Genomic DNA, 25,651 nt, shown 5'->3' on the forward strand with positions numbered 1-25,651 from the left:
AGTTTGTGAGCCTGATGGAGTCATAATGCAGCCGGCGCCCGCCCTTGAACGGCCGACAACGGTAGAACAGCCAGACTTCGCCTTCACCGACGCGTTGACAGGCCTGGGCAACACGCGCCGGTTCTTCGACAAGATCGATCGCCTTATTGCCGAGCGAGCCGATGATCCGGCTCCCTTTGCCATAGGCGTTCTGGATCTCGATGGCTTCAAGCCGATCAACGATCTTTTCGGTCGCGCTGCCGGAGACGAAATCCTGCAGCAGGTGGCCATGCGTCTGCGTGCGGCGATGGATGAACACTCCACGGTAACGCGAATCGGCGCCGACGAATTCGCCTTTCTGTTTCCCCTTGTCTTCAGCGAGGAAGCCGCACGCGAGAAAACGCGGCTTCTGATCGAGATCCTTTCGGCGCCCTACGACCTGGGGCAACGCACCGCGCGACTTTCCGCATCCGCCGGCTGCTCTCTTTATTATTCGGAAGAGGAGACGAGCGAAGTTTTGCTCAACAAGGCGGAAACCGCGCTCTATCAGGCAAAACGCACCGGGCGAGGCGCCGTTGTGGTCTACACGCGCGAGATGGAAGATGCCGCCAAGCGCGTCACGCACATAGAGCAAGCCCTGCGCCGCGCGGTTGCCGCAGGCGAAGTGGAACCGCATTTTCAGCCCATCGTGGATCTGAACACACGCCGCACGGTTGGCTTTGAAACACTCGCTCGCTGGACCGACCGTGATCTCGGTCCGGTCTCCCCCGGAATTTTTATTCCGATCGCCGAGGAACGCGGCATCATCGGACAGCTGTCGCAACTCGTGCTTCGCAAGGCAACCGAAGCGGCGCGCGACTGGCCGGAGGAACTGTTCCTCTCGTTCAACCTTTCACCGTCGCAATTGGTCGATCACAATACCGGCCTCCAGATCCTGTCAATTCTGGAGCGCACGGGCTTCGATCCGCGCCGGCTCGAGATCGAGATCACCGAAACAGGCCTGATGAACGACCCTGCATCGGCCCGTCGCATCGTTGAAGATTTGCGCCGGGTCGGCATCCGCGTGTCGCTGGACGATTTCGGCACCGGCCAGTCCAGCCTCGGCCGACTGCGTGAATTTCATTTCGACAAGCTGAAGATCGACCGCGCCTTCGTCTCTTCCATTCTGGAAGACCGGCCATCCGAGCATATCATAAGAGCCATCCTCGCCATGTGCGAGGGGCTGGGCATGGATGTGGTTGCCGAAGGCATCGAAGCGCAGGCGCAGGCTGACCGCCTGGTGCAGTTTGGCTGCGCGGGCGGGCAGGGATATCTATTCGGACGCCCCTGCAATGCGGATGCAACACTTGGCTATCTGCGCCAGAATCATATGGTACCGGACGATCCCACGGACACGGTCTGAGGGTCTGTCGCCGGCAGCTACTGCTTCTTCAGGCAAACTCTGGTGTGACCGGCCCGCATGAAACCGAGCTTTGCAGCAGCGGCTTTCGAAAGGTCGAGTATTCTTCCACGTGCAAACGGGCCGCGATCATTGATCCGCACCACAACGCTGCGTCCGTTGCGCTCATTGGTCACGCGCAGCCTAGTGCCGAAGGGCAGGGTGCGATGCGCTGCCGTCATCGCGGCGGGGTTCATTCGCTCGCCTGAAGCGGTTTTGGAGGTCAGCGCGTACCATGAGGCGCTGCCGCACTGTGCGAACGCCGGAGCTGTTGCTGCGGCAAGGAGCAGAGCGGCTGCCGGCGTCAAGATCACGCCGCGGGAAACTAGCCTGTGCATTTTGTCGTCCTGGATTGTCGTTGCGAGACCGCTTCGGCGGTTCGGGCAACGAATGAAGCGTCGCCCCTGTTGTGAGGGCGCTTTACCGACAGAATGAGGCGATGAAGGGGCACTCTCCGCCTTGGCCGGGTCCGGCTTCCTTAACGTCGGGGTAAGGGGCGGCTGCTATCGGCATGATCATGAAAATGGTTGTGCTCAAAGCCGTTCTGGCGACCCTCCTCTCCATGCTCGCCTCACTGGCGATCTGCTGGACAGCGATCCATCTGGCCGGCGGCTCGATGAATTGGTTTCCCGCCCTCATGAGCGCGCTCTGTCCGCTTTTGATCGCGTTTCCGGCGAGCATGTACACATTCTATCAGAACCACCGGATCGCACTGGCGCACCAGGAGCTGGAAGCAGCTCATGACGAGCTTGCCGGCGTCTACCGGAAGCTCGCGGCAGCAGCGCGCATCGACGACATGACCCGGCTGCTCAACCGCAGCACCTTCATCGCGGAGCTCAATGCGGCAGGTCAGCGCGGCGCCGGTGGTGTTCTGCTCGTCATCGACGCCGATGACTTCAAGGGCATCAACGACACCCACGGCCATCTGACCGGCGACCGCGTTCTGGCCGCGATAGCGGATGTCATCCAATCCGTCTTCAGCAAAGAAGGCATTGCCGGCCGAATTGGCGGCGAGGAGTTCGGTGTGTTTCTGGAGGCAGCCACGCTCGCGCGCGGAAAGGCGCTTGCCGAACGGTTGCGATGCGCGGTGGAGCGCGTGGAGGTTCAGGCGCCACGGAATGCTATCGCTCGGTTGAGCGTCAGCATTGGCGTTGCGTCGGTCGACAGCAAAGCCGACTTCTCCAGCCTGATGGCGATCGCCGACGAGCAGCTCTATACCGCAAAGGCCGGCGGCCGAAACCGCATCTGTGCACCGGATATGGAAGGCGTGACCGTGCATCTGCGCACGGCATCATAGGCGCGACAACAGGCGCTGCATGCCGAAGCGCGCAGCGCTGGGAAACCTTGATTCATTCTGTAAGAATGGTGCCCAGGAGATGGGTTGGTTCCCATCACAGGCATCTCTCCACCGTTGATATCCAATGCAATCAATATGTTACCTGTACTCAGGTTCGATGTGAAGGGGCGTTTTTGGTCTACCGTTTGGTCTACCGTTGGACGGAACGGTGACAGGCTCTTCGGCGTGAGCGTGTACCTTCAGCTAGTCCTGATCGGTGATACCTGAAGTGGGGGCTGCCGTTTGGTTTTTCATGGTAGCCTAAGGGTACCCGGGGGGAGAACTGCTGCCGCCCTTCTTACGTTGGCGCTTCAGATTTTTCTGCTATTTCGGAGTCCCCACTTTCATTTTCGCGCCCCTGTCTGTCTTTGTCAGGCTTCGTCAGCGAAAAAGACACGAACCCGGTCCCCACTCCTACAGTTCAACCTTGGAACACCATCTTGCTGCTGGCACTGACAGAAGCGTATTCAGTCTTTCCTGAAGGTACTCCGCATAACGGGAAGATGGTTTGTTCCGGTGGGTGTCGGTAATCAGAAGACGAACCACAGACGTCCAGAAGTGGTGTCTGTCCTGGTGGAGGAAGACATCGTTCAGCTCGACAAACTGGACCGTCAGAAATGCCCACCAGAGCCGCTCTGCCAGTCCCCTATTGTTCTCCCCAAGGTAACACTGCCGGATCCTCTCTACCTGCCCCACAGCGGCTTCATAGGCCGCCCTACGGATGCGTCCTCTGGTGTCCTGGAAGTGGATGGGACGGGGTTCGAAGGCAATGTCGGCGATCTTCTGAAGCAGTCCTTGTACCTCTTCGTCGGTCCCTATCTGTGGCCCTAGAACTTTCCTCAGATAGCGTTGATGGACGACAAGGAGCTGCTTGCCTGGTCCTGTGACAGGTGCTCCATAATGGCGAACCAAGGAACGATGATAGGCACAGTAACGACCCTTGCCAACCCGAACACAGTGGGGAGCACTACAAGGCTGGTCTTTGATTGAATCCATACGGTAATATGGCATATGAACTGCACAAATTTAATGCGGGCAAACCTCTATAAGACCCTTATAGAGACTTGCCTGCATTAAGATGGAGCAAGATCGCAAATCACGACACTCAATGACAGTATTGCCATCCGATTTCGCCGCTGAAATGGAGCGGTTGTGGTAATGTTTACGGTTGGCCAACAACCTCCAAGTGGCTAAACTCTCGCATACAGTTGTGGTCTAAGAAGCTCTGTTGCGGTTGGCCTACGATCTCCAAGCGGCTAAACTCAGGCCGTCATCAACGCCAAGGTCACCGTCTTTGCGGTTGGCCTACGATCTCCAAGCGGCTAAACTCGCCAGCGTTCAACAGCAACAGCGACACCGGTTGCGGTTGGCCTACGATCTCCAAGCGGCTAAACTGGGCAACAAAGCGCAGAGACTCAATATGGAGTTGCGGTTGGCCTACGATCTCCAAGCGGCTAAACTTCTCGGACCCTTCACCCTTTCGTAACCGTTGTTGCGGTTGGCCTACGATCTCCAAGCGGCTAAACTCGAGCAATAGCGTTTCTGTGGTGGTGGGATGTTGCGGTTGGCCTACGATCTCCAAGCGGCTAAACTCCGTCGACCAGCGCGAATCCAGTGGCGCTTGTTGCGGTTGGCCTACGATCTCCAAGCGGCTAAACTTGGTCGGCAAGTTCCGAACACACCATGTCGGTTGCGGTTGGCCTACGATCTCCAAGCGGCTAAACTTTCGTGCATCTTATACGCATGACACCGTTTGTTGCGGTTGGCCTACGATCTCCAAGCGGCTAAACTCCATGGGTGTTGAGCTTCCGCCTATTGGTGGTTGCGGTTGGCCTACGATCTCCAAGTGAACCGCCCCGGGTTTGCCGGAGGCCTTCTGGTTTAAGTTATGCCGCGATGGCCGGTTCTTCCAGCATGGCGTAGTAGCGCTCCTCGGCTTCGGCCGGCGGGATGTTGCCGATGGGCTCCAGCAGCCGGCGGTTGTTGAACCAGTCGACCCAGGTCAGCGTGGCGAACTCGACGGCCTCGAAGCTTCGCCATGGCCCGCGCCGATGGATGACCTCGGCCTTGTAGAGGCCGTTGATCGTCTCGGCCAGCGCGTTGTCGTAGCTGTCGCCGACACTGCCCACAGACGGTTCGATGCCGGCTTCGGCGAGACGCTCGGTATAGCGGATGCTGACATATTGCGATCCGCGGTCCGAATGATGAACCAGACCACCGCGATGAACGGGGCGGCGTTCGTGCAAGGCCTGTTCGAGAGCGTCGAGCACAAAGCTCGCATGGGCGGTCCTGCTCACCCGCCAGCCGACGATACGACGGGCGTAGGCGTCGATGACGAAGGCCACGTAAACGAAGCCCGACCAGGTGCTGACATAGGTGAAATCCGAGAGCCAGAGCATGTTCGGGGCCGGCGCGTGGAAGACCCGGTTCACGCGGTCAAGCGGGCACGGCGCGGCCTTGTCCTGCACCGTGGTGCGGATCGGCTTGCCACGAATGACGCCGTGAAGGCCGAGGTCGGCCATCAACCGCTCGACCGTGCAGCGCGCGACATCAAAGCCCTCGCGCAGCATCTGCCGCCAGACCTTCCTCGCGCCGTAGACCTCGAAGTTCTCGGCGAAGACGCGTTCGATCGCCGGTTTGAGCTCCAGGTCCCGCTTCGCCCGCGCCGACAGCTTCGCGGGATCAGTGCGCTTGGCGACATGATCGTGATAGGTCGATGGGGCGATCGGCAGCACCTTGCAGATCGGCTCGACCCCATGCGCCTCGCGGTGATCGTCGATGAACGCGATCATCGTTTGAATGGGCGGTCGAGCTCCGCCTGGGCAAAATAAGCGCTAGCCTTGCGCAGGATCTCATTGGCCTGTCGGAGTTCGCGGTTCTCCCGCTCAAGAGCCTTTATCTTCTCGGCCGTGTCCGTCGGCAAGCCGGCCCCTCTTGCCGGTATCGATCTCGGCCCTCTTTACCCAATCCAGCAGAGTGTGCGCCGAGCAGCCGATCTTTGCCGCTATCGACTGGCAGGCGGTCCAGCGCGAAGAATGATCAGCCTCGTGATCGAATACCAACCGCACCGCACGCTCGCGCACCTCAGGGGAAAACTTGTTCGTCGTTTTGCTCGTCATGGCTCCATCCTATTGGGAAGTTGGAGCCTCCGGCAAACCCGGGGCGGTTCAAAGCGGCTAAACTAGGCTCCCTATGAGAGCCATCAAATGGGTTGTTGCGGTTGGCCTACGATCTCCAAGCGGCTAAACTCCGTTGCGAACCGATAGGCCAGCCACGGCAGTTGCGGTTGGCCTACGATCTCCAAGCGGCTAAACTACATGCAACAGATCACGCGATATGCGAATGGTTGCGGTTGGCCTACGATCTCCAAGCGGCTAAACTTTACTCGAACAGAACGAGCTGTTCCCTGCAGTTGCGGTTGGCCTACGATCTCCAAGCGGCTAAACTGTCACTAAAACGACGAAAGCGGGGCCATGGGTTGCGGTTGGCCTACGATCTCCAAGCGGCTAAACTTGTATCGGTGAACCACTTCATGACGTCAGCGTTGCGGTTGGCCTACGATCTCCAAGCGGCTAAACTCGTCTTTCCGGCACCATCTACACCATCATGGTTGCGGTTGGCCTACGATCTCCAAGCGGCTAAACTGCAATTGAACGTGCCAATGGTGACGAAAAGTTGCGGTTGGCCTACGATCTCCAAGCGGCTAAACTAGACCTCAGATAAGCCCTAGAAAAACTAGGGCTTTTTCTCTCAAGGAGGGCAAAAAAAAACGATATGCTCGCCTAGAAAAGCGCAAGTTGGTCAGGGTTTTCCGCTCTGCGTTCACGGTTTTGTCCTGTGAATATACGAGCATTGCCATACTGGCGGTCGGTGATCGACACAATATGCACCTTGCCCTTTCTCGGCAACGCACGTCTCACCTTGTCAATAAATACTTCGCAAGCTTCTTTGCTCGTAGCAAAGCGCAAGTAAACTGAGAATTGCGCCATCTCGAAGCCTTCGTCCAGCAGGAAATTGCGGAACTTTGCAGCTGACTTGCGCTCCGCCTTCGTGCTAACGGGCAAATCGAACATCACATACAACCACATCATACGGTACCCGCTCAATGCCGGCAGCCGCGCAACCATTGATGTCCCTCACGTCTCCAGCGACGACACCCGCTGCGGAAGATCCAGCGTGCGAACTTCGCCGGAAAAGCACCGCGCCGCCGAAAGTGCGAGACGCTCCAAGCATAGCCCGACTGGGGTTGTTCCCTGTTTTGTTCTCATATCGGTGACTAGGATGCGTGCCAGCATTGGTTTGGTGCTGCGATCCAGATCGGTTTTGCCTCTGGACAAGAGACTATAAACCAACTGGTCGGCAAGCGGTCGAAACGGCTCCATTAAATCATCGGCAAGAGCAAACGCATTGCCACGCTGACGATGGGCAACTCCGAGACTGGGGTGCAGGCCAGCCGCCATAACGGCCCTCGCTGTTCCAGCCCTCAACACAGTGTAACAGTAGTTGAGCATGGCGTTTACACCGCTTGCTGAGCGATCACGTCGGAAGTCTTGGCCAAAAAGGAGACGCCAATAGCGACGGGGCCGCTTGAGCCTCGACATTCTCTGGATCGCCGGAGCGAACCTTTCGTGCCAGCAGCGTGAAGCCTTCGTGGGGTGCTCCAACGGCCTCCAAAGTCGCCTTTTGACTCTCAATTTTGGCAACGACTAGCTGCGCCCAGAGGCGCTTCCTCAATGGCCGGGAGGATGCAGCCTGGTCGGCCATGCGGCCGGCCTGTTCGTGGTGCCCGTCTACTGTCCAAAGCACGCCCGCGGGCCGGTGGTTGGCCCCGCAAACAATCAACGGCGTACCGCGTTCAACCAACGCAATCAATAGGTTGTTGGAGTAAGTGATGCCGTGGGCTGAGGCGATCACTGCGGCAATGTTGTCAAGCGGGACACGGCCAACTTCCGAACCATCCGCATTGACCGTCAGAAAACCGCGATGCCGGGCCAAGTGGCGCCCGTCCTCGGATATCTCTACCAACCGACCGATCATCCCTACCCCCTGCCGACGGGGATTATACGGCCGATAGGATCCACACGTACCAGCCGCGCACCAGCCTTCTGCAACTTTGAAAAGGCGGCTTGCATATAGTCGCCAGGCCCAAGCTTTCCCGCATAGAGATGAGGAACGAACTCGATGCGATTGTTGGCAGGCGAGAGTTTGCGCACGACGTAATAACGTCGCCCATCGCCAAAGTTCGCTTCAATAGTGTCGCCCTTGTGTAGACGCATGACCAGCCGAGCGTCATTGGACTGCACTCTCCAAGCAGGAGTGAAGTCCTTTCGGTTGGCGTCAAAGACCGAAACTCCTTCGCCGCACCACTTACCTTCAGGGGTCGAGAAAATCTCAATACAGTGATTGGCACCTGGCACGTAGGTTTTGTGAAAGCGCCCCTTTCCATGGCTCAAATTTATTGTGTATTTTTCCGTCTTCAGCACACGAACGCGGCGAATGCCATTCTGCTCGCCGAAATTCGCCAACGCATCGGTCAGTCTGATCCCGTCCCGTTTCGCATCATAAGCGACTTCCTCTAGAGCTTCGCGGAGTTTGAGGTCACGCACTTGTCCAATCTCTCGTTCGCTTAAAGCGGCAATTGGCTTGCGGGTAACGAGATTCATAATTTTTCCACGAATCTCTTCATGCACAGCGCCATAGGCCGTCTCTTCGTGCAACTGGCCTGAGGTAACATGGGAATTGCCGCTTGCTCCGGGGGGTAGGCCATGATCAGGTTTATGTGAGATCACCATCATATCTAGCCTGTCGCGCAATGTAACGCGGTAGCCTTCGAATGGCTCCGGGAACTCGCCCTTCTCGGCCCAACGACCAAGATTAAACGCCTCGGCACGGCCCACCGCAGTAGCGACCCTTTGCAGAATTGCGCGGTTCGTGCAGGCAATAACAAAGGCGTCGACAGCGTGGTGGCGATGATCATCACGACTTTTTGCCAGCTCACCATCGGCAATTGCCCTATTATGGTCGCCGAGCAAACCGTTCAAACCCCACATGGCGCGCAGCATTGCGGTCAAACGGCCCGGGATAGCAAAGACACGTCTGTTGCGATCCTCACCGTAGAGGTGGCCAAGATACTCCTTGGCGAGACGCGCAATGTGCTGGGAATCTGTAAGATGGCGAGCAATAAAGTCACCTCCCGAGGTGAATTTGTCCAGCGCATCTGGCTGGAATCTCCAAGCCTTTCTAGGAAACAGTCGCCATGCACGCTCGACTACATCTTGCAAGCGATCTCCCGTCCAGACATCGGCAGGTGACCGGTTCCCCTTGATTCGATTCATCTCACGTGTGCACAATACCTTGTTGGCAAAGCTATCGTCCAACGTCTTTGAACGCGGCAGTATGTGATCAATATCAACCGCACCGGAAAACAACATTTCCTTGGAAATCGGTGTTCCAGAATAGACGCAGACACGTTCGTCCGCTGGAAGTTCTTCGTAGAGCCTAAGCAGCAAGCGGTTGCTGTAGGTATCGGCGAAACCGAGCGTTCGCAGTTCTTCGTTGCGGCGCTGGTTCGCTGCCTCATTCTCGCGGTTGCGACGAATTGCTTCCTGTTTCTGCCGGTGATTCTGCTTCAACTCGCGTGCCAGCTCGATATGAATTTTCGCCGGCTTGCCATATGTCTCAATCAGCGCGTTAACAACGGTTCGCATTTGGTTTAGCGCAATGTGTACCGTTGGATTTGGTACGCGGCCGATACGCTCTTGGCTACTCTCAGGTGCATCGGGGTTGGAGATCACATGGCGGGCCATGGCCTCCCCATAATAGGGCAGACGAGCAAAGCAGCCAGCCTTTAGGTCGGAATGGTGTAAATCGAGACGAGCAACCGCCTCGTCATATGTCAATGGGCGCAGATAGATTTCGCCGGTCAACGGATCCTCTGTTTCAAGGCTACCGCTTTCCATTTCCTTGACAATATCGGAAAGCAACGAACGGCCTATGTGACCATGACCCTGCGGTAGGCGCACCGAACCCGCAGCAGTGGCTGCCTTCTCCTCAAGGCCGAACTCCTCCATTAGCCAAGTAACCAAAATATCCTCGTCCGGCTCCGCGAGCAGATTCTCGACAATATCTGTTTGGCGATCACGCGGCAGGGCCTCGCCAGAAAGCGCCGAAGATATCGCGTTTTCCAAGCGCCGCGGCTGTCCTGTCCACATCAAGCCCTTTACGGCCGCCGCGCTCAAGATTGAACATGGCATCGTTCGGTAGTTTGAGCGCTTGTCGCATTTTCTCGAATGCGACTGTAGAAGAGCGCGCAGCCAGCAAATTGGCCAACGCATCGCGCTCCTGCAGGGAAAGCCGGCGCGCAGGGCGGCCTGGACGCTCGACTTCCAGATTCGCCAACTCTGAAAGGATACGGAAACGCTGAAACAGCGGCAGGGCACGGGGTGCTCGTTCGCCGAGATCGACTTCTACAGCACCCGCCATCGCCCTTTCGCTGCTCGGTCGAAAAGTACACCGTCCTACTGCCGGCTTCTTCAAGGGTCGTTGGGCGATGATAATCCGCTTCAGTCTCGACAGCAGTGCATCTGTCAATTCGCGATGATACCGCGATTGCACCTTCCAGATTTCATCCAACTCGTGCTCGATCATGGCTCGGGTGGGATAAAAATCATAAAGTACCTTGGCTCCATCTGCGGTGGGGCGAAACCGCACGCCCCCCCCTACGGGCGGCGAGCAATCATTGCAATGCGATTTACCGATCCGAGCACCCTGAGCATCGACCCGATAGCCGTACTTGTCGCGAGCGTGGCGGTGGGCCAAAAACTCACCCAGCGTACGCGCATTCGCAGCCTTGAGCGCCGCAGAGAGATTAGTGATCCCCTGCTTCGTGGCACCGCCTTCGGCATCGTCTGCATCCACAATCCGGTTGGATAGAAAGCCGCGGCGGCGGTTCAGATGAAAAATCGCCCTACCTATCTCGTGCAACGCGAGCGGCCTTTCCAATGCGGCAGCGCGTAACCAGTATGGATCCATCCGTTCCAATGCTTTGCGCTCAATCTCGTTCGGCGGCATCAGCCCCGTTGCGATCAAGGTCCTCATCAATGAATTCTGTCGTCGCAGGAACCGGTCACGCCGACGTCGCATAGCTCGCGCTTGTCGGCGTTTTGCTGCTAAAGAGTTTTTCGACTGGGGATCACGACCGGCCTCCTCATTGGGTGTCAAAATACGCACCCCAGCATCGAGCACGCCACGAGGCTCGCCATCTGCGTCAGTTTCGACAGCACACCACCCTATAGAATTGGTTCCTAGATCGAGGCCAAGCGTGTAGGAACACTGAATACTGTTGGAAGTCATACCCCTCCCCGAAATCTGACTACAAAACTTATCCAGCAATCAATCCTATACGAGAAGCCGAATCTTCGAAAAGTCAAATCTGACAAGATGTTTGTTCCAACATGGATATTGGTTGATTCCTTGGGATCAAACGCCCACCTTTGAATTAAATCGGCTTTCAAAGTGTGATAGTTTTATCATTGTTTAATCACTTAGCGGGCTTGCAATATCTGCGCTGTCTAATATGATCACTTTTGGGTGCCTATAAGCTTAGCCGCTTGGAGATCGTAGGCCACCCGTTAACAAGCACCTTTGAGTGCACAAAATTCTCTTTTGAGAAGTGCGACGGGCTGCGGCCCGTCGTTTACGTTCTGGCAATATGACTTTTGAGGCAAATGTTGATTCGGGGATTCTTTTTGACCCTTTTTCCTATTGTCTACAATGAGCGCTGATGCTGCAGCCTGAGCGAGGACAGTTAGAAAATTCAGATCATCAAAAGTGCCACGGTCAGACTTGCCTGAGACCTCAAGCGTCTGGCATTTGATCATTGCTCTATTGAACATAAGATCGGGATCGTCTTGGCCGGCTTGCGCGGGTAGATAGCAAGTAACTCCACTTCCCGGAAGTGGAATATTCGCACGGTCGAGCCGTAGCAACTGCCGGATTTACAAGGGATCCTCGCGAGCACCCTCAGCAGCGCCCGTTATAAATAGCACGCGCACGGCGTCGGCAACTCGGTGAATCGCTGCCGCACCCTAGGCGTTATGGATCTCCATTTTGGACAAGTTTCATGAAGTATTTTTTGAGTCCGTGCTTAATCAGTGGGATTTATCTCTGCGGGAGCCGATGATCAAAAGCCTCAAGAGATCCGTTGTTCTGCATTAAGAATGTCGGCTTAGTATCTTTAACGCAGATAGATTCGATCAAGGGCCCGACCTGTGGGTTATCCGTGATGCCGTCGAATTCAATTGCAAGGCGTCTAGCGAAAATGTGCTACGCATACATTTAAGAGAAAAAAAGGGGAGGGGGTAAAATTCTAAGGATGATATGGGGATTAAGTTCACAATATAAGAACGCTAGAAACTTCAAACACCCCATCAAGTCTCTGCGATCTAAGCAGAAACGACCGAAAAATAAAATCTATTTAAAACCAATGGGTTTAGTAAATTTCACTGTATTTTAACGTTTGATTAGGAATGTCTTTGAATATCTTCCGGATTTTTCTGCGGAATAAGCAACTCCTATTCTGTTTAGATCGTATAATATAGAGCGCTTTTTTCTCAAGGCATCTTTAATGTTTCTTTCTTCATTTTTATTCAATCCTATTTCCTTGAAAACGTCAGATATTAAATACCTTCCAGGGTTTTTATTTTTCATTGCTATTATTAGCGCTTCTCTTGACGATACTTTTTGGTTGGTAGTTCCCCCCGAACCATCTAAGTCGTACTCCCAGTCGCGTATAACCGCGCCGGTGAAGGCCTCGCGAATTGCGCTCTCAACATCTCTTCCCAGAACGGTCTTCGGAAGGGTAACAAAAACCTCTGTCGGCAAACAGTTGCCCTCTTCATCTATCACCTTGCGACTGCGCGGGCGGCCCAAGGCCTGGATCACCTGTGCGGCAATCGACATCACCTCAAGTCTGTGACGAATGGCCTTTGCTTCCTTGGATCGAAGCCACTCTTTTGTTTGAGCACCTCTCAACGCGAAATAAATGTTCACCGGCCATGCTCGATCCCGGAAACTCAGGCCAAACAGTACTGCCTTGTTGCAGTCGCGAAAGTCGTTGAGGCCGTCGAGGCTGCCCCAATGTCCAGTTAATGCAATCTCCTCAGGGAGGTGCTTTCTTGCCAGTGCCTCGGTCGCCAGATGCGTTACCACCATCCACTTGTCTCCTGGCTTAGTGTGCTCGGAGACGAATTGCGCCAAGTGTTTAAGCCGCGCTTCACCAGCTTCGCGCATTGCCTCCTTGCCAATGCCGCTGGAGCGGAGGATGTGAATCGTCAAGTTTCGATAGCTTCGCACCTTGGGAAGCGGAACAAGCTTGGCGCGCCGGTAGTCCAACACGGGATCTTGGTTCGCGGTTGCATTCAGCACTACGGGTGCAAAGAAATGCGGCACCTTCTCTTTTCCGGTGGTTAGAGCCTTACGCGAACCTTGAATCGAGAAGAGTGCCCAATGCCGATATAGCTGGATGATCGCAGAGAGGGTCTCCCATACATGCTGCAGTTCCGCATTCTTGCTATCGGGATCGTTCCAAACTGGGTGGTATGACGATACGGATTTCAAGTCCGACACCATTTGGCGGAAGAGTATCTCCAGCTCATCTATCTGCCTGCTGGAAAGTGGATCTTGCTCGCTCCATATGGGCGAAATCTCTTCAACACGGCTTGAGACAGCCTTGAAGAAATCGAGCATTGATGAGACTGCGGCGAAAGCCTGCCGATGCTTTGCCTTAAACTCCGCAGAGACGCGAAGCCCCAACACCCGGTGCAATGAACCTTCGTCAACTGAATGGAATTCAACTGCATTGGCCAAGGGCCTCATCGATGATAACGAGGCACCGACGCCCGCCTTCCCAGCTCCCGTAGGCGTCGACTATCCCAGAATATGATTGTGCCCAGGACTGCGTGACAGCAGCATGTGTAATCACTACCACCGGGAAATGCCGGCATTCTTGCAAGGTGACCGCGTTGGACGAGTGTCGCGTAATGGCAGCCTCGAAGCCGGCAAGCTCATTAATCGTGCGTGCGGCGTCCTCGCATTGCTGAATGGTTCGAGCGACGAAGAGACCGCCAATTTGTAGCGGCGGTGAAAGTTTTCTGGAAGCCTTTGCCATCATTGCCAGGTACAGCAACGCGCCTTGTGTCTTCCCGACGCCCATCTCGGGCGCTAAAACCTGCCATGCTGGGGCAATTGAGAGGGCGCTTGCCTTCATATTCTGTTGGATTGCCAGGTGGAACGTCTCCCCCATCCTGGTCCAAAGCTCCCGGAAGGCAGGACCGGAGACATTGCCCAACTTCAAAGTCCACAACCGCTCCATTTCAGCGGCGAAATCGGATGGCAATACTGTCATTGAGTGTCGTGATTTGCGATCTTGCTCCATCTTAATGCAGGCAAGTCTCTATAAGGGTCTTATAGAGGTTTGCCCGCATTAAATTTGTGCAGTTCATATGCCATATTACCGTATGGATTCAATCAAAGACCAGCCTTGTAGTGCTCCCCACTGTGTTCGGGTTGGCAAGGGTCGTTACTGTGCCTATCATCGTTCCTTGGTTCGCCATTATGGAGCACCTGTCACAGGACCAGGCAAGCAGCTCCTTGTCGTCCATCAACGCTATCTGAGGAAAGTTCTAGGGCCACAGATAGGGACCGACGAAGAGGTACAAGGACTGCTTCAGAAGATCGCCGACATTGCCTTCGAACCCCGTCCCATCCACTTCCAGGACACCAGAGGACGCATCCGTAGGGCGGCCTATGAAGCCGCTGTGGGGCAGGTAGAGAGGATCCGGCAGTGTTACCTTGGGGAGAACAATAGGGGACTGGCAGAGCGGCTCTGGTGGGCATTTCTGACGGTCCAGTTTGTCGAGCTGAACGATGTCTTCCTCCACCAGGACAGACACCACTTCTGGACGTCTGTGGTTCGTCTTCTGATTACCGACACCCACCGGAACAAACCATCTTCCCGTTATGCGGAGTACCTTCAGGAAAGACTGAATACGCTTCTGTCAGTGCCAGCAGCAAGATGGTGTTCCAAGGTTGAACTGTAGGAGTGGGGACCGGGTTCGTGTCTTTTTCGCTGACGAAGCCTGACAAAGACAGACAGGGGCGCGAAAATGAAAGTGGGGACTCCGAAATAGCAGAAAAATCTGAAGCGCCAACGTAAGAAGGGCGGCAGCAGTTCTCCCCCCGGGTACCCTTAGGCTACCATGAAAAACCAAACGGCAGCCCCCACTTCAGGTATCACCGATCAGGACTAGCTGAAGGTACACGCTCACGCCGAAGAGCCTGTCACCGTTCCGTCCAACGGTAGACCAAACGGTAGACCAAAAACGCCCCTTCACATCGAACCTGAGTACAGGTAACATATTGATTGCATTGGATATCAACGGTGGAGAGATGCCTGTGATGGGAACCAACCCATCTCCTGGGCACCACTCACACAGACTAACCCGTTGATTTCCAATCGGTTTCACCATGAATCCGAGCGGAGGGTAGACCATGTGGTCTCTTGGCTCATCTCTGTTCCAACGGTCGGTGGCTCAATCACTCCGTATCCAAGGGATCGAGTGAGGGGGTACCTCGAGCGAATAAGCCCAGAAGAACCACAAGTCCCAGAATTAGCGAAAATATCGCCAGTTCGGGTGTGTTCGCTTCACCCTTGTTATGCGCGAGAGCCATGAAGGGAATATAGCTTGTCGCAATGCCTATTGAGTAGCCCATCACAGCGATGGACCATCCTTTCTTAAGCCGAAACTTCTTTGCGCGCTCTCGGAGCAAGCCAATAGCTAGAACGCCAATTATCATCCCAATGACAGGTCCGATAAACGCAGACCCAAACGCGATTAGAAGAAAATCTGAAATGGTCATCTACTTTCACTTTCTCCCTGATTTTGCGGAAAGGTTCACGGCCTTCTCCAACCACCTCGATTGGACTTCCAATGGATATCCTCTACCGTAGCTCTCACCAATCCCGGCAACGCTCCAACCGCCGATGCGATCAATAATGTCTGGTGGGCATTCGACCGCCCTGAGACGATCACGAAGGCTGTGCCGGAATGAATGAACCACGCAACCTTCCGGGACCCTAGGAGACAGCCATTTGTTCAGTGCGCCGCTTGCTGAGTTCGCCTTGTTACCACCTAGCCCACAATACCGAGGAAACAAAAAAGAGCCGTCAGTGGCTTCGATAGCCCGCTTAGTTGCCCACAGAGATGCACCGACCAGAGGAATTATCCGTTCGCTCGCTCTCGTCTTTAGACGACGCCAAGGGTGAGGCCTAACCGTGACATGGGGGTACTCGTCATCCAGCGCTACATCTTCTTTGACCAGCCCGACAGCTTCACTCAACCGCATCCCAGTGTCGCTAATCAAGGCAACAAGCCACCGAGGCTCATCATCGATCTCTCGGCATGATTGCTGGACCGTTTCCACCACCTCCGGAGGAAGCGGCGCTCGCTTCTTGGTCTGCACAGTATCCTCGTCGCCGATAAAAACTCCCGAGAATGCTTTGACCTCAGGTAAGCCGTTCTCTCTGGCGGCGAAATTTACGATGGCGCGGATGGTATTGAAGGTGCGTCTTACGCTCGCCCTTGTAAGTCCACGATCAAGCAGGGCATCTCGGAATTGGTTGACCTCGCTGCGAGTGTAAGCGTCGATAGGCTTATCACCGTGGCATCCAACTAAGTATCCAACGCTACGCTCAGCGGCTTGGGTGAAGGTAGAAGAGCGCCCATTCTTCTTCGCTTGGAGATACAGCTCTTTCGCATCGCTGAGCGTGATTCCTTCGCTCGCTATTTTGGTTTCGCTGGGCATCCGATGATTGAGAAAGCGCAGCAGAGGATCGCTTGCGCTTTTCCATCGAAGGGTTAGCCAATCCTCATCTAGCTTTGCAGCAAGCGTGATAGCCCTAGCCCTCGCAACCTTTTTTGATTTGGTGCGGAGCGAAATCGCTATTCGGGGGCTTTTGTAGTGGTCTTTGAGATCCTCTGGGACGCGCCTAGAGAAATAATACACGCCCCGTTTGGTATAGAGGAAAGGGGCATCTTTGGTCACCCACATGGTCTACCCTCCGCTCGGATTCATGGTGAAACCGATTGGAAATCAACGGGTTAGTCTGTGTGAGTGGTGCCCAGGAGAGGACTCGAACCTCCACGCCTCGCGGCACACGGACCTGAACCGTGCGCGTCTACCAATTCCGCCACCTGGGCAGGTGTGCGATGCCGATGTAAGGGCCAAGCCGTTCCGTGTCAACGCGGATTCTCGCTGTTTGTCAGGAAAATGACGAAGCCCGCTACAACAGCCTCCCGCAAAAGCGGAAAGGGGCGCAATAAAGCGCCCCTGAAATGGTGCATCAGCCTTCCAGAATCTCTTTCGAAGCCACGGTCGAATCAGCATTGAGCTGATAGACAATGGGAACGCCGGTCGCGATTTCCATCTTCACGATTTCTTCTCCCGAAAGACCGTCCAGCGCCATGACGAGAGAGCGCAGCGAATTGCCATGCGCGGCCACCAGAACCGTCTCGCCGCGCAGCACATGCGGTAGAATTTCATGCAGGAAATAGGGCCACACACGTGCGCCCGTATCCTTGAGGCTTTCGCCGCCGGGCGGCGGGGTGTCGTAGGAGCGGCGCCAGATATGCACCTGCTCCTCGCCCCATTTGGCGCGTGCGTCGTCCTTGTTGAGGCCCGAGAGGTCGCCATAATCGCGCTCGTTGAGCGCCTGATCGCGGATGGTCTCCAGATCTTCCATCCCGAGTTCCTTCAGGATGTGGTCATTGGTGACCTGCGCGCGGGAGAGAACCGAGGTGTAGGCGATGTCCGGTTTGAAGCCACGGGCCTTCAGCCGGCGACCGGCATCCTTCGCCTCTTCATGGCCCTTCTCGGTAAGGCCCCGGATCGCGCCAGCCGGTGAACAGGTTCTTCAGGTTCCATTCGCTCTGGCCGTGACGAACGAGAATAAGGGTGCCGGACATGGTGCGTTCCTTGTTGCTTCGTATGAATGGTTCAATTGAGCCCGAGCACGTCGAGCATGGAATAGAGGCCGGGCTTGCGACCATGCGCCCAAAGCGCGGCCTTGGCCGCGCCATGAGCGAAGATGCCGCGATCCTCGGCCTGATGCGAAAGCGTGATGCGCTCGCCGGCACCGGCCAGAATGACCGAATGCTCGCCGACGACGGACCCGCCCCGCAAAGTGGCAAAGCCGATCGTGCCTTCCTCGCGCGGGCCGGTCTGCCCGTCGCGCACGCGCACGCTCTTTTCCGATAGCGCGATCTCGCGGCCCTTTGCAGCGGCCTCGCCCAGAAGCAGTGCGGTGCCGGAGGGCGCATCGACCTTGTGGCGGTGGTGCATTTCCAGCACCTCGATGTCGAAATCGGACGCCTCCAGCGCGCGGGCAGCCTTTTCGACCAGCACCGCAAGAAGGTTCACGCCAAGGCTCATATTGCCTGATTTCACGATGGTGGCGTGATGCGCGGCGGCCTTGATTTTCGCTTCGTGTTCCGGAGCAAAGCCGGTGGTGCCGATCACGTGGACGATCTGCGCCTGTGCGGCATAGCCGGCAAACTCAAGACTGGAGTCGGGCGAGGTGAAATCGAGCACGCCATCGGCCTTTGCGAAGGCGGCGAGCGGGTCGTCGGTAATGGAGACATTGATCGTGCCGATGCCGGCAAGCTCACCCGCATCGCGGCCAAGGAAGGGAGACCCCGGACGCTCCACGGCGGCTGCCACACGCAAGCCCTCCATGGCATGCACGGTGCGGATCAGCGTCTGCCCCATGCGGCCGGCCGCGCCGACAATGACAAGCCCCATATCGCTCATGTGTTCTGCTCCTGCGGCTCTGTCTTCGTGGTGTTGGCGAGCAGGTTCTCGCCCTTCTGGCTCTGCATGCGGTGAAACCGTGCATAAATGCCGTGCGGTTTGGCGACAAGGCTATCATGCGTGCCTTCCTCCACCAGATGCCCTTCTTCCAGCACGATGATGCGGTCGGAATTGACCACGGTGGAAAGCCGGTGCGCGATGACGAGCGTGGTGCGGGTTTCCATAATGCCTTCCAGCGCCTGCTGGACACGCGCCTCAGACTCGTTGTCGAGCGCGGAGGTCGCCTCGTCCAGCAGCAGGATCGGCGCGTCGCGCACAATGGCACGGGCAATGGAGATGCGCTGGCGCTGGCCGCCGGAGAGGTTTGCACCGTTCTCGCCAACCAGCGTGTCGTACCCCTCTGCCTGCTGGCGGATGAACTCGTCGGCAAAGGCAAGCCGTGCTGCCTCCTCGACCTCGGCATCGGTCGCATCGGGGCGGCCATAGCGGATGTTGTCGCGGATCGTGCCTTCAAAGAGATAAGGCTGCTGCGACACGTAGGCGATGGCATTGCGCAGCGAGCTCTTGGTGACGGTCGAAATATCCTGCCCGTCGATCTCGATCTTGCCGCCATCGAGATCGTAGAAGCGCTGAAGAAGCGCAAAGAGCGTGGACTTGCCGGCACCCGACGGACCGACGATCGCCGTGGTCTCCCCCGCTTTGGCCACAAAACTGATGCCGTGCAGAACCGGCAGGTCGTCGCCATAGGAGAAGGCAACCTTGTCGAAGGTGACTGTGCCTTTCCCAACGGAAAGCGTGCCCGCACCCGGCGCATCGCGCTGCTGGGGCTCGGTGTCGAGGATCTCGTAGATCATGCGCGCATTGACCAGCGCGCGTTCGAGATTGACCTGCACGCGGGCGAGCTTGCGCACGGGGTCATAGGCCAGAAGCAGAGCGGTGATGAAGGCGAAAACGGACCCCGGCGGCTGCGCGCTGACGGAGGCGCGCCAGGCCGCGTAGCCGATCACACCGGCAATCGCCAGCCCCGCCAAAAGCTCGGTGATGGGACCAAGCCGCTCGGACACGCGGGCGATCTTGTTGGAGCGGTCCTCGGCATAGGAGATCAGCCCGGACATCTTGTCCGAGAGCTGCTTTTCCATGGTGAAGGCCTTGATGATGGCAATGCCCTGCACGGATTCCTGCATGGCGCCCAGAAGGCGCGAGTTCACATCCACCGCCTCGCGCGTGACGCGGCGCAGCCGGCGCATCAGGTAGTTGACCGAGTAGATGAGCGGCGGCCCGATGACCAGTGCGATGACCGAAAGCAGGGGATCCTGCATCACCATCACGGCGACGAGGCCAATGAGCGTGACCAGGTCGCGGGCGATTGAGGCGACCGTCATGTTGAGCAGGTCGCGAATGCCGGTCACGTTCTGGCTGATCTGGGCGGCGAGCTGGCCCGAACGGGTGGCCGTAAAATAATCGATGCCGAGCCGCATCAGGTGATCGAACATGCGCTGCTGATAGCGGGCGACGATGTTGTTGCCGATCTTTGCCAGCATGACCGACTGGCCATAGGTGGCGAAACCGCGGATGGCGAAGGCAGCCACGATGGCGCCGCAGATCCAGCCGACCAGTTCCCAGCGCTGGCGATAGAAGACCTCGTCGATGATGTCGCGCATGATCCACGCACTGAAGGCGGTGGTGGCGGCAATGGCGAGCATGCAGGCAATCGCGATGAGGTAGTGGCCGATATAGTCGCGGCCGTTTTCCGCGAAGATGCGGCGAATGACTGGGAGAACCTCTCCCACATCCGCCTTGTTCTTTCCAAGCTTCAAAACATCCGTTCCTGTTCAGCCGGGCGACCGGGCGTTGAGCGGCCGCACTTTTTCAGCAACAGGCTATGCCCGTTCGACTGCGCTCATGCAACGGTGAATTCGGCTCTGGCCGGCGCTTTTCACGCCGCTTTCCAGCGTCGTCCCTGGGTTTCGATGCCGAAACGAACGGGGGTGCGGGCGTAGGCGGCAAGGCCAACAAGCGCTGCCTGTGGGTGTGTGATGACATAGACGGGAATGTCTTTCATCAGAGCTTCGTGCGGTGCCTTGTCTTCGAAACCGGCCTTGAAACGTCCATTCATCAGGGTGGGCACAATCTTCTGCGCGATGCCGCCGCTTAGATAAACGCCGCCGCGTGCCATGAAGATCAGTGCCAGGTCTCCGGCCATCCGGCCCAGATAGGTAACAAAAAGATCGAGTGTTTCGACGGCAACCGGGTCCGACCCGTCGAGCGCGGCGCTGCTGATTTCTGCCGGCGTCTCATGAACGGGTTTCTTTCCATCGGCCCGCGTTGATTGCCCGATACAGATTCACCATGCCGCGACCACACAGGATCTGTTCGGCGGCGACACGTCCCTCGATACGTTCCAGATGGGGGAATATTTCCAGATCACGCTCGCTGCGCGGGCCAAGATCCACATGCCCGCCTTCGCCCGGCACTGGAAACCAGGTGTGCTGCGCATGCACCAGACCTGCCGTGCCCAGGCCCGTTCCCGGCCCAAGCACCACGCGGCTGCCCGTTGCCTCCTGAGTGCCCGGACACACCATGTCCAGATGTTCATCCTCCAGAGCGACCACGGCGAGCGCCTGCGCCTCGAAATCATTGATGACAATGATGTCTTCGAAGGCCATCGTTTCGATCATTTTTCGGGGACGCACGACCCAGCCACAATTGGTGAGATCGATCTCGTCACCTTCCACCGGGCCGGCCACTGCCAGCACGGCCGATTGCGGGATGATCGAGGTGCGGTCGAGAATCGCGGTCTGGATCGCGTCGTCGATGGTTTCATATTCGGCGGTCTGCACCACCGGAAAGGTTTTGGGCTCTGCGTTGGAGTCCACCAGAATGGCGAAACGCGCATTGGTGCCGCCAATGTCGCCTATCAGGACGGGGAACCGCAGCGCTGTATCGTTCTCATTCGTGAAATGCATGGCACAACTCTGGCGATTTGCCGCTCCAAATACAGGGTTAAGGCGGAATTAAATCGGTTGAAGACGGAACGCAAGCGCACCGCACGCAAAAAACCGACAAGCTCGCTCTGCAACGCCCGCTGTTTCTATTGCAAGCCGGGTCGATTGCTCGGCCGGGGCACCCGTGAGGGTGGCATGGTCGACAGGACACTCGCAGGACTGACGGCCTGATAGCCGAGAACGGGCAGGTCTCGCGAAACGATCTTTGAAACACTGCCCTGCCCGGAAACCGTGACGGCGGCCTCTGAAACCGGGTTTGGCGCATTGAGCACGGCACGGCAGGCCGAAGGCAGGGCGGCCATGGTCATGATGTCGCGCGCTTTCGGCTTGGCGGGACCTTTTGCGGGTTTCCATGGCTCGTCGGTGAACCACCAGGCCAGTGTGTCGTCGCAGCCTTCGCTGCGCGGAGGCGGATCCTGCGGTTTGCAGCCCGGTGAACCGGCGGGGCATCCAATGCGCACGTGGAAATGATAGTGATGCCCCCAGAAAGGCCGGATCTTGTTGAGCCAGGAGCGATCTCCGCGCACCGTGTCGCAGAGCTTCTTCTTGATTCCGGGGTGAACCAGAATGCGTTCGACCTCGGGATAATTCGCGGCGCGCCGCAAGACCGCCTCGTGCGCGGGAGTCCATTTGCGATCATCGACGTGGAGCGACCCCTTCTTCAACATCGATACGGCGCTGATGCGCTCGCGGTCGGCCACGCTCATGCGCTGCGTCGGCATTGGCGTGAACCAGATATCGGCATCGAGGCCGATCTGGTGAGATGCATGGCCCGACAGCATGGGGCCGCCGCGCGGCTGCGAGATATCGCCCACGAGCAGGCCCCGCCAGCCATCCTGAGCGGCCTCGCGCGACAGGCGCTCGATCAGCGAAATCAAGACCGGGTGCCCCCAGCGGCGATTGCGTGAAAGGCGCATGGCCTGCCAGTGCGGGCCGTCGCGGGCGATGGCAACGCCACCTGAGAAACAGCCCTTTGAATAGAAGCCATAAGCTGCCGGCTGAGTTGCGGCGGGGAGCTTTCTCGCTCCGAAAAGCTCTTTGGCGAGCGGTTCGGCCTGCAGTGCGCCAGCCGAGGCAACCAGGCCCAGGAGGGCCACGGCCACCAGTTTCAGACTTCTCCGGATTTGCATCGCTTCCTCGTTCTAAGCCCACCCACGCGATGACCGAATCATAACACAGCTTGCCAGCCTTTTTGCTGTTGTCGTTTCAGAGCCCGTCTCCCCGCCAGCTTCCATCGGCCCACATGGTTTCGAGCGCGGCGCGGTATTCCGGGTGACGCAGCCGGTAGCCGGTGCCCCTGAGCCTTGCATTCGAAACACGTTTGCACTCGCCATAGAAGGATCGTCCCATGGGAGAGAGGTCTGCGTCTTCGAAGGCGATCTCCGGCGGCGCTTCCCGGCCTGCCACGGCAGCCGCATGAGCCACCACGTCCTGCGGTGGCGCGGGTGCATCGTCGGTCACGTTGAAGATGCCCGTCTCGAAACGACGGGCGAGATGCGCGGTCGCCCCGGCAATGTCATCCACATGAATGCGGTTGAACACCTGGCCCGGTTTCACGATGCGGCGTGCCTTTCCCGCTTCGAGACTGTACAACGCATTGCGCCCCGGCCCGTAAATGCCCGACAGGCGGATGATGGCGACGGGAAGACCGCGCTCTGCGCCAAGCTCCGCCCACTGCTCCTCGGCAACGAGCCTTTGCTTTGAACGGTCTGAAACCGGATTGCAGGACGCGGTTTCGTCTACCCAGGCTCCGCCATGGTCTCCATAGACTCCCACAGTGGAAAGGTAACCGATCCATCTGAGCGAGGGCATTGCGTGGGATAGCACTTCGCGCCCGGCAGCCAGAACAGGGTCGCCCCCGGCATCCGGTGCTATGCTCACGACAAGATGCGTGGTTGTGCTGAGCGCTTCCTTCACCTCGTCGGTCATGGTGCCCGCGAAGAGGCAGGGAACCATTCCCGCGCGCTTCAAGGCTTCGGCTTTTTCAGCACTGCGCGTGGTGCCGGCCACAACGGAAGCCTCCCCTGCGACTTCGCGAGCGATGGCCCGACCCGAATAGCCTGCCCCAAAAATGAAGAATCGCTTGGTCATGATCGCCCGTCCCATTCAGCCTGCACCTGTGCATCGCTTTCCTGCGGGCGCAATCGCGTTTCAATCGCCGTGAATGCCTCTTCATCAAGCAGTCGAGACAGCGCCCAGATGGCCGCTCCGCGCACCAGAGGTGAGCCATCTTCTGCGAGGCGGACGCAGGGGTCAACCAGGCCCGGCTCGCCAGAATTGCCTGCCGCGATCAGCACGTTGCGGATGAAGCGGTCGCGGCCAATGCGCTTGACCGGTGAGCCGGAAAAGAAGGCGCGGAAAGCGGCATCGTCCAGTTCGAGAAGGGCGGAAAGCGGCGGCTCCTTCAGATCGTCGCGCGCCTGCAGTTTCGCCTCGGCCGCGTTCTGAGCGAACTTGTTCCACGGGCAGACGGCAAGGCAATCGTCGCAGCCATAGATGCGGTTACCCATGGGAATGCGGAACTGGCGGGGAATTGGCCCCTTGTTTTCGATGGTGAGATAGGAGAGGCAGCGCCGCGCATCGATCTGATAGGGCGCCGGAAAGGCGTTGGTCGGACAGATATCCAGACAGGCGCGACAGGAGCCGCAATGGTCGCGCTCGGGTGCATCCGGGGCAAGCTCTGCGGTGGTGAAAATCGATCCCAGAAACAGCCAGGAGCCGAATTCGCGGCTGACCAGATTTGTGTGCTTGCCCTGCCAGCCAAGGCCGGCCTCACGGGCCAGCGGCTTTTCCATCACCGGCGCGGTGTCGACGAACACCTTTACATCCTCGCCGGTGCGGGCAGCGAGTTTGCCGGCAATCTGTTTCAGCCGGCCCTTGATGACATCGTGGTAATCGCGGTTGCGTGCATAAACGGAGATTGCAGCCCGGTCTTTCCGTTTCAGAAGCTCGAGCGGGTCCGCATCCGGCCCGTAATTCATGCCCAGCATGATCACGGATTGCGCCTGTGGCCACAGGTCGAGCGGATGGGCGCGGCGCTCCGCCGTTTCCTCCATCCACTGCATGCTGCCGTGACGGCCTTCCTTCAGGAAATGGTCAAGTTCGACCGCCCGCGATGGCGCGCGCTCCGCCGAGACGACCGCCACTGCATCGAAGCCCAGCGCGCGCGCCTCCCTGTCGACGAACGCGCGAAGCCTGTCGGCCTGCGCGGGTTTCATCAGAAGTCCAGATCCGCGTAGTGAGAGACGGGGGAGAGCCCGCGCACACGGTCTGCCAGAATGGAGCGGAAGGAGGGGCGCGATTTCATACGGGTGTACCAGTCGCGCGCGGCCGGATATTCGGACCATTCGATCTCGCCCAGATAATCCAGAACGGAGATCGTGGAGCCTGCCGCGAGATCGGCATAGGAGAGCCGTTTTCCGGCCATCCAGTCCCGGGTTCCAGCGAGCCAGTTTGTGTATTTCATGTGCTGGCGCACATTGCTTCGCGCGGCGCGAATGGCTGCCGAATCCGGCGATCCGCCACCCTCCGAACCAGCCATTTGCGGTTTGAGCGCCCGTTCACGCACCAGATGCCGCGTGACATCTGCATCCGCCTTGACGAGATACCAGTCGACCAGACGGCGGATTTCGGCACGGTCGACAGGATTCTCGGCCATAAGGCGCTTGTCGCGCTTCAGAGCGCCGCGCGTCTCGTCCAGATATTCGGCAATGACCGTGGCGCCCACGACGGGTTGATCGCCCTCGGCCAGCAGAACGGGAATGGTGCCGGCGGGATTAAGCGCAAGAAACTCTTCTCGCCGGGTCCACGGACGTTCTTCGATGAGCGCGAGTTCCTCGCCATATTCGCCAAAGGAAAGCCGCACGAAACGGCAGGAAGCGTAGAGGGGATGATGAAACAGGGTCAGCATGCGATCGCTTCTATCGGAAGGCTCTGGCCATTTCATGGCCGTGGCGGTAATCCTTCGATTACCTGATTCTGCGAGTTCTTCCCTCAGCTATAGGGGGAGACGTATCTGCTGACAAG

At 57.7% G+C, this 25,651-nt stretch carries 18 protein-coding genes, 1 tRNA gene, 3 pseudogenes, 2 CRISPR repeat arrays and 1 other annotated feature; of the genes and pseudogenes, 2 read left to right on the forward strand and 20 right to left on the reverse strand.

Annotated elements, in window-relative coordinates:
* Nucleotides 1-25 precede the first annotated feature (25 nt).
* The gene (locus tag AB2N04_RS02715) at nucleotides 26-1,381 is read left to right on the forward strand and encodes a putative bifunctional diguanylate cyclase/phosphodiesterase (RefSeq protein WP_367716870.1); all 1,356 of its coding nucleotides are present in this window, start codon (nucleotides 26-28) and stop codon (nucleotides 1,379-1,381) included.
* A gap of 17 nt (nucleotides 1,382-1,398) precedes the next feature.
* Here AB2N04_RS02715 and AB2N04_RS02720 read toward each other — a convergent pair whose 3' ends face one another.
* On the reverse strand, nucleotides 1,399-1,755 hold the full coding sequence (locus AB2N04_RS02720) for a septal ring lytic transglycosylase RlpA family protein (RefSeq protein WP_367716872.1): 357 nt from the start codon (nucleotides 1,753-1,755) through the stop codon (nucleotides 1,399-1,401).
* Between the two features lie 179 nt (nucleotides 1,756-1,934).
* On the opposite strand from AB2N04_RS02720, the gene AB2N04_RS02725 reads away from it, so the two are divergent.
* On the forward strand, nucleotides 1,935-2,714 hold the full coding sequence (locus tag AB2N04_RS02725; protein ID WP_367716873.1) for a GGDEF domain-containing protein: 780 nt from the start codon (nucleotides 1,935-1,937) through the stop codon (nucleotides 2,712-2,714).
* Nucleotides 2,715-3,914: 1,200 nt separating this feature from the next.
* Nucleotides 3,915-4,610: direct repeats of the CRISPR family, unit length 36 nt; unit sequence GTTGCGGTTGGCCTACGATCTCCAAGCGGCTAAACT.
* Nucleotides 4,611-4,639: 29 nt separating this feature from the next.
* Here the strand turns inward: AB2N04_RS02725 and AB2N04_RS02730 are convergent.
* From AB2N04_RS02730 to AB2N04_RS02820, 19 genes and pseudogenes are all read right to left on the reverse strand, one after another.
* Nucleotides 4,640-5,872 (reverse strand): annotated as a pseudogene (locus AB2N04_RS02730) (IS3 family transposase).
* Nucleotides 5,471-5,587 (reverse strand) — a sequence feature (AL1L pseudoknot). (Overlaps the previous pseudogene by 117 nt.)
* Before the next feature lie 28 nt (nucleotides 5,873-5,900).
* A CRISPR array of direct repeats spans nucleotides 5,901-6,463; the repeat unit is 36 nt; unit sequence GTTGCGGTTGGCCTACGATCTCCAAGCGGCTAAACT.
* A gap of 72 nt (nucleotides 6,464-6,535) precedes the next feature.
* A complete protein-coding gene (gene cas2 / locus AB2N04_RS02735; protein ID WP_367715979.1) occupies nucleotides 6,536-6,880 on the reverse strand; it encodes a CRISPR-associated endonuclease Cas2 in 345 nt (114 codons plus the stop codon).
* A 9-nt stretch (nucleotides 6,881-6,889) separates the two neighbouring features.
* The gene (cas1, locus tag AB2N04_RS02740; RefSeq protein WP_367716875.1) at nucleotides 6,890-7,354 is read right to left on the reverse strand and encodes a type II CRISPR-associated endonuclease Cas1; all 465 of its coding nucleotides are present in this window, start codon (nucleotides 7,352-7,354) and stop codon (nucleotides 6,890-6,892) included.
* On the reverse strand, nucleotides 7,290-7,790 hold the full coding sequence (locus AB2N04_RS02745) for a CRISPR-associated endonuclease Cas1 (protein ID WP_367715983.1): 501 nt from the start codon (nucleotides 7,788-7,790) through the stop codon (nucleotides 7,290-7,292). Before AB2N04_RS02745 ends, cas1 begins: the two co-directional genes overlap by 65 nt.
* Nucleotides 7,791-7,792: 2 nt before the next feature.
* Complete coding sequence (cas9, locus tag AB2N04_RS02750; RefSeq protein WP_367716877.1) at nucleotides 7,793-9,940, reverse strand: type II CRISPR RNA-guided endonuclease Cas9; 2,148 nt, start codon at nucleotides 9,938-9,940, stop codon at nucleotides 7,793-7,795.
* On the reverse strand, nucleotides 9,891-11,105 hold the full coding sequence (cas9, locus tag AB2N04_RS02755) for a type II CRISPR RNA-guided endonuclease Cas9 (RefSeq protein WP_367716879.1): 1,215 nt from the start codon (nucleotides 11,103-11,105) through the stop codon (nucleotides 9,891-9,893). The genes cas9 (AB2N04_RS02750) and cas9 (AB2N04_RS02755) overlap by 50 nt, the downstream gene beginning before the upstream one ends.
* A 1,158-nt stretch (nucleotides 11,106-12,263) precedes the next feature.
* Nucleotides 12,264-13,619, reverse strand: a complete 1,356-nt coding sequence (locus AB2N04_RS02760; protein WP_367716881.1) for a hypothetical protein — start codon at nucleotides 13,617-13,619, stop codon at nucleotides 12,264-12,266.
* Entirely contained in the window at nucleotides 13,603-14,157 is a 555-nt protein-coding gene (locus tag AB2N04_RS02765; protein ID WP_367716883.1) for a hypothetical protein, read from the reverse strand. Before AB2N04_RS02765 ends, AB2N04_RS02760 begins: the two co-directional genes overlap by 17 nt.
* A gap of 1,190 nt (nucleotides 14,158-15,347) precedes the next feature.
* Entirely contained in the window at nucleotides 15,348-15,671 is a 324-nt protein-coding gene (locus AB2N04_RS02770; RefSeq protein ID WP_367716884.1) for a hypothetical protein, read from the reverse strand.
* A 6-nt stretch (nucleotides 15,672-15,677) separates the two neighbouring features.
* Complete coding sequence (locus AB2N04_RS02775; RefSeq protein ID WP_367716885.1) at nucleotides 15,678-16,862, reverse strand: DUF6538 domain-containing protein; 1,185 nt, start codon at nucleotides 16,860-16,862, stop codon at nucleotides 15,678-15,680.
* A 64-nt stretch (nucleotides 16,863-16,926) separates the two neighbouring features.
* Nucleotides 16,927-17,011 (reverse strand) — tRNA-Leu (locus AB2N04_RS02780).
* A gap of 143 nt (nucleotides 17,012-17,154) precedes the next feature.
* Nucleotides 17,155-17,776, reverse strand: a pseudogene (locus AB2N04_RS02785) (2,3-bisphosphoglycerate-dependent phosphoglycerate mutase).
* 31 nt (nucleotides 17,777-17,807) lie between these two features.
* Nucleotides 17,808-18,620: a 4-hydroxy-tetrahydrodipicolinate reductase gene (dapB, locus tag AB2N04_RS02790; protein WP_367716887.1), complete on the reverse strand. Its 813-nt coding sequence runs from the start codon at nucleotides 18,618-18,620 to the stop codon at nucleotides 17,808-17,810.
* On the reverse strand, nucleotides 18,617-20,437 hold the full coding sequence (locus tag AB2N04_RS02795; RefSeq protein ID WP_367716889.1) for an ABC transporter ATP-binding protein: 1,821 nt from the start codon (nucleotides 20,435-20,437) through the stop codon (nucleotides 18,617-18,619). Before AB2N04_RS02795 ends, dapB begins: the two co-directional genes overlap by 4 nt.
* Nucleotides 20,438-20,556: 119 nt before the next feature.
* A pseudogene (locus tag AB2N04_RS02800) lies at nucleotides 20,557-21,586 on the reverse strand (glucokinase).
* A 125-nt stretch (nucleotides 21,587-21,711) separates the two neighbouring features.
* Complete coding sequence (mepA, locus tag AB2N04_RS02805; protein ID WP_367716890.1) at nucleotides 21,712-22,755, reverse strand: penicillin-insensitive murein endopeptidase; 1,044 nt, start codon at nucleotides 22,753-22,755, stop codon at nucleotides 21,712-21,714.
* Between the two features lie 76 nt (nucleotides 22,756-22,831).
* Nucleotides 22,832-23,716 carry an SDR family oxidoreductase gene (locus AB2N04_RS02810; protein ID WP_367716892.1) on the reverse strand — a complete coding sequence of 295 codons (885 nt, stop codon included), beginning with the start codon at nucleotides 23,714-23,716 and terminating at the stop codon, nucleotides 22,832-22,834.
* Nucleotides 23,713-24,843 carry a tRNA epoxyqueuosine(34) reductase QueG gene (gene queG, locus AB2N04_RS02815; RefSeq protein WP_367716894.1) on the reverse strand — a complete coding sequence of 377 codons (1,131 nt, stop codon included), beginning with the start codon at nucleotides 24,841-24,843 and terminating at the stop codon, nucleotides 23,713-23,715. The genes AB2N04_RS02810 and queG overlap by 4 nt, the downstream gene beginning before the upstream one ends.
* Nucleotides 24,843-25,535 carry a glutathione S-transferase family protein gene (locus AB2N04_RS02820; protein WP_367716895.1) on the reverse strand — a complete coding sequence of 231 codons (693 nt, stop codon included), beginning with the start codon at nucleotides 25,533-25,535 and terminating at the stop codon, nucleotides 24,843-24,845. Before AB2N04_RS02820 ends, queG begins: the two co-directional genes overlap by 1 nt.
* Nucleotides 25,536-25,651: the final 116 nt, after the last annotated feature.

Origin of the sequence: Nitratireductor sp. GISD-1A_MAKvit, assembly GCF_040819555.1 — a bacterium.
In the GTDB taxonomy this organism is placed as follows: domain Bacteria; phylum Pseudomonadota; class Alphaproteobacteria; order Rhizobiales; family Rhizobiaceae; genus Nitratireductor.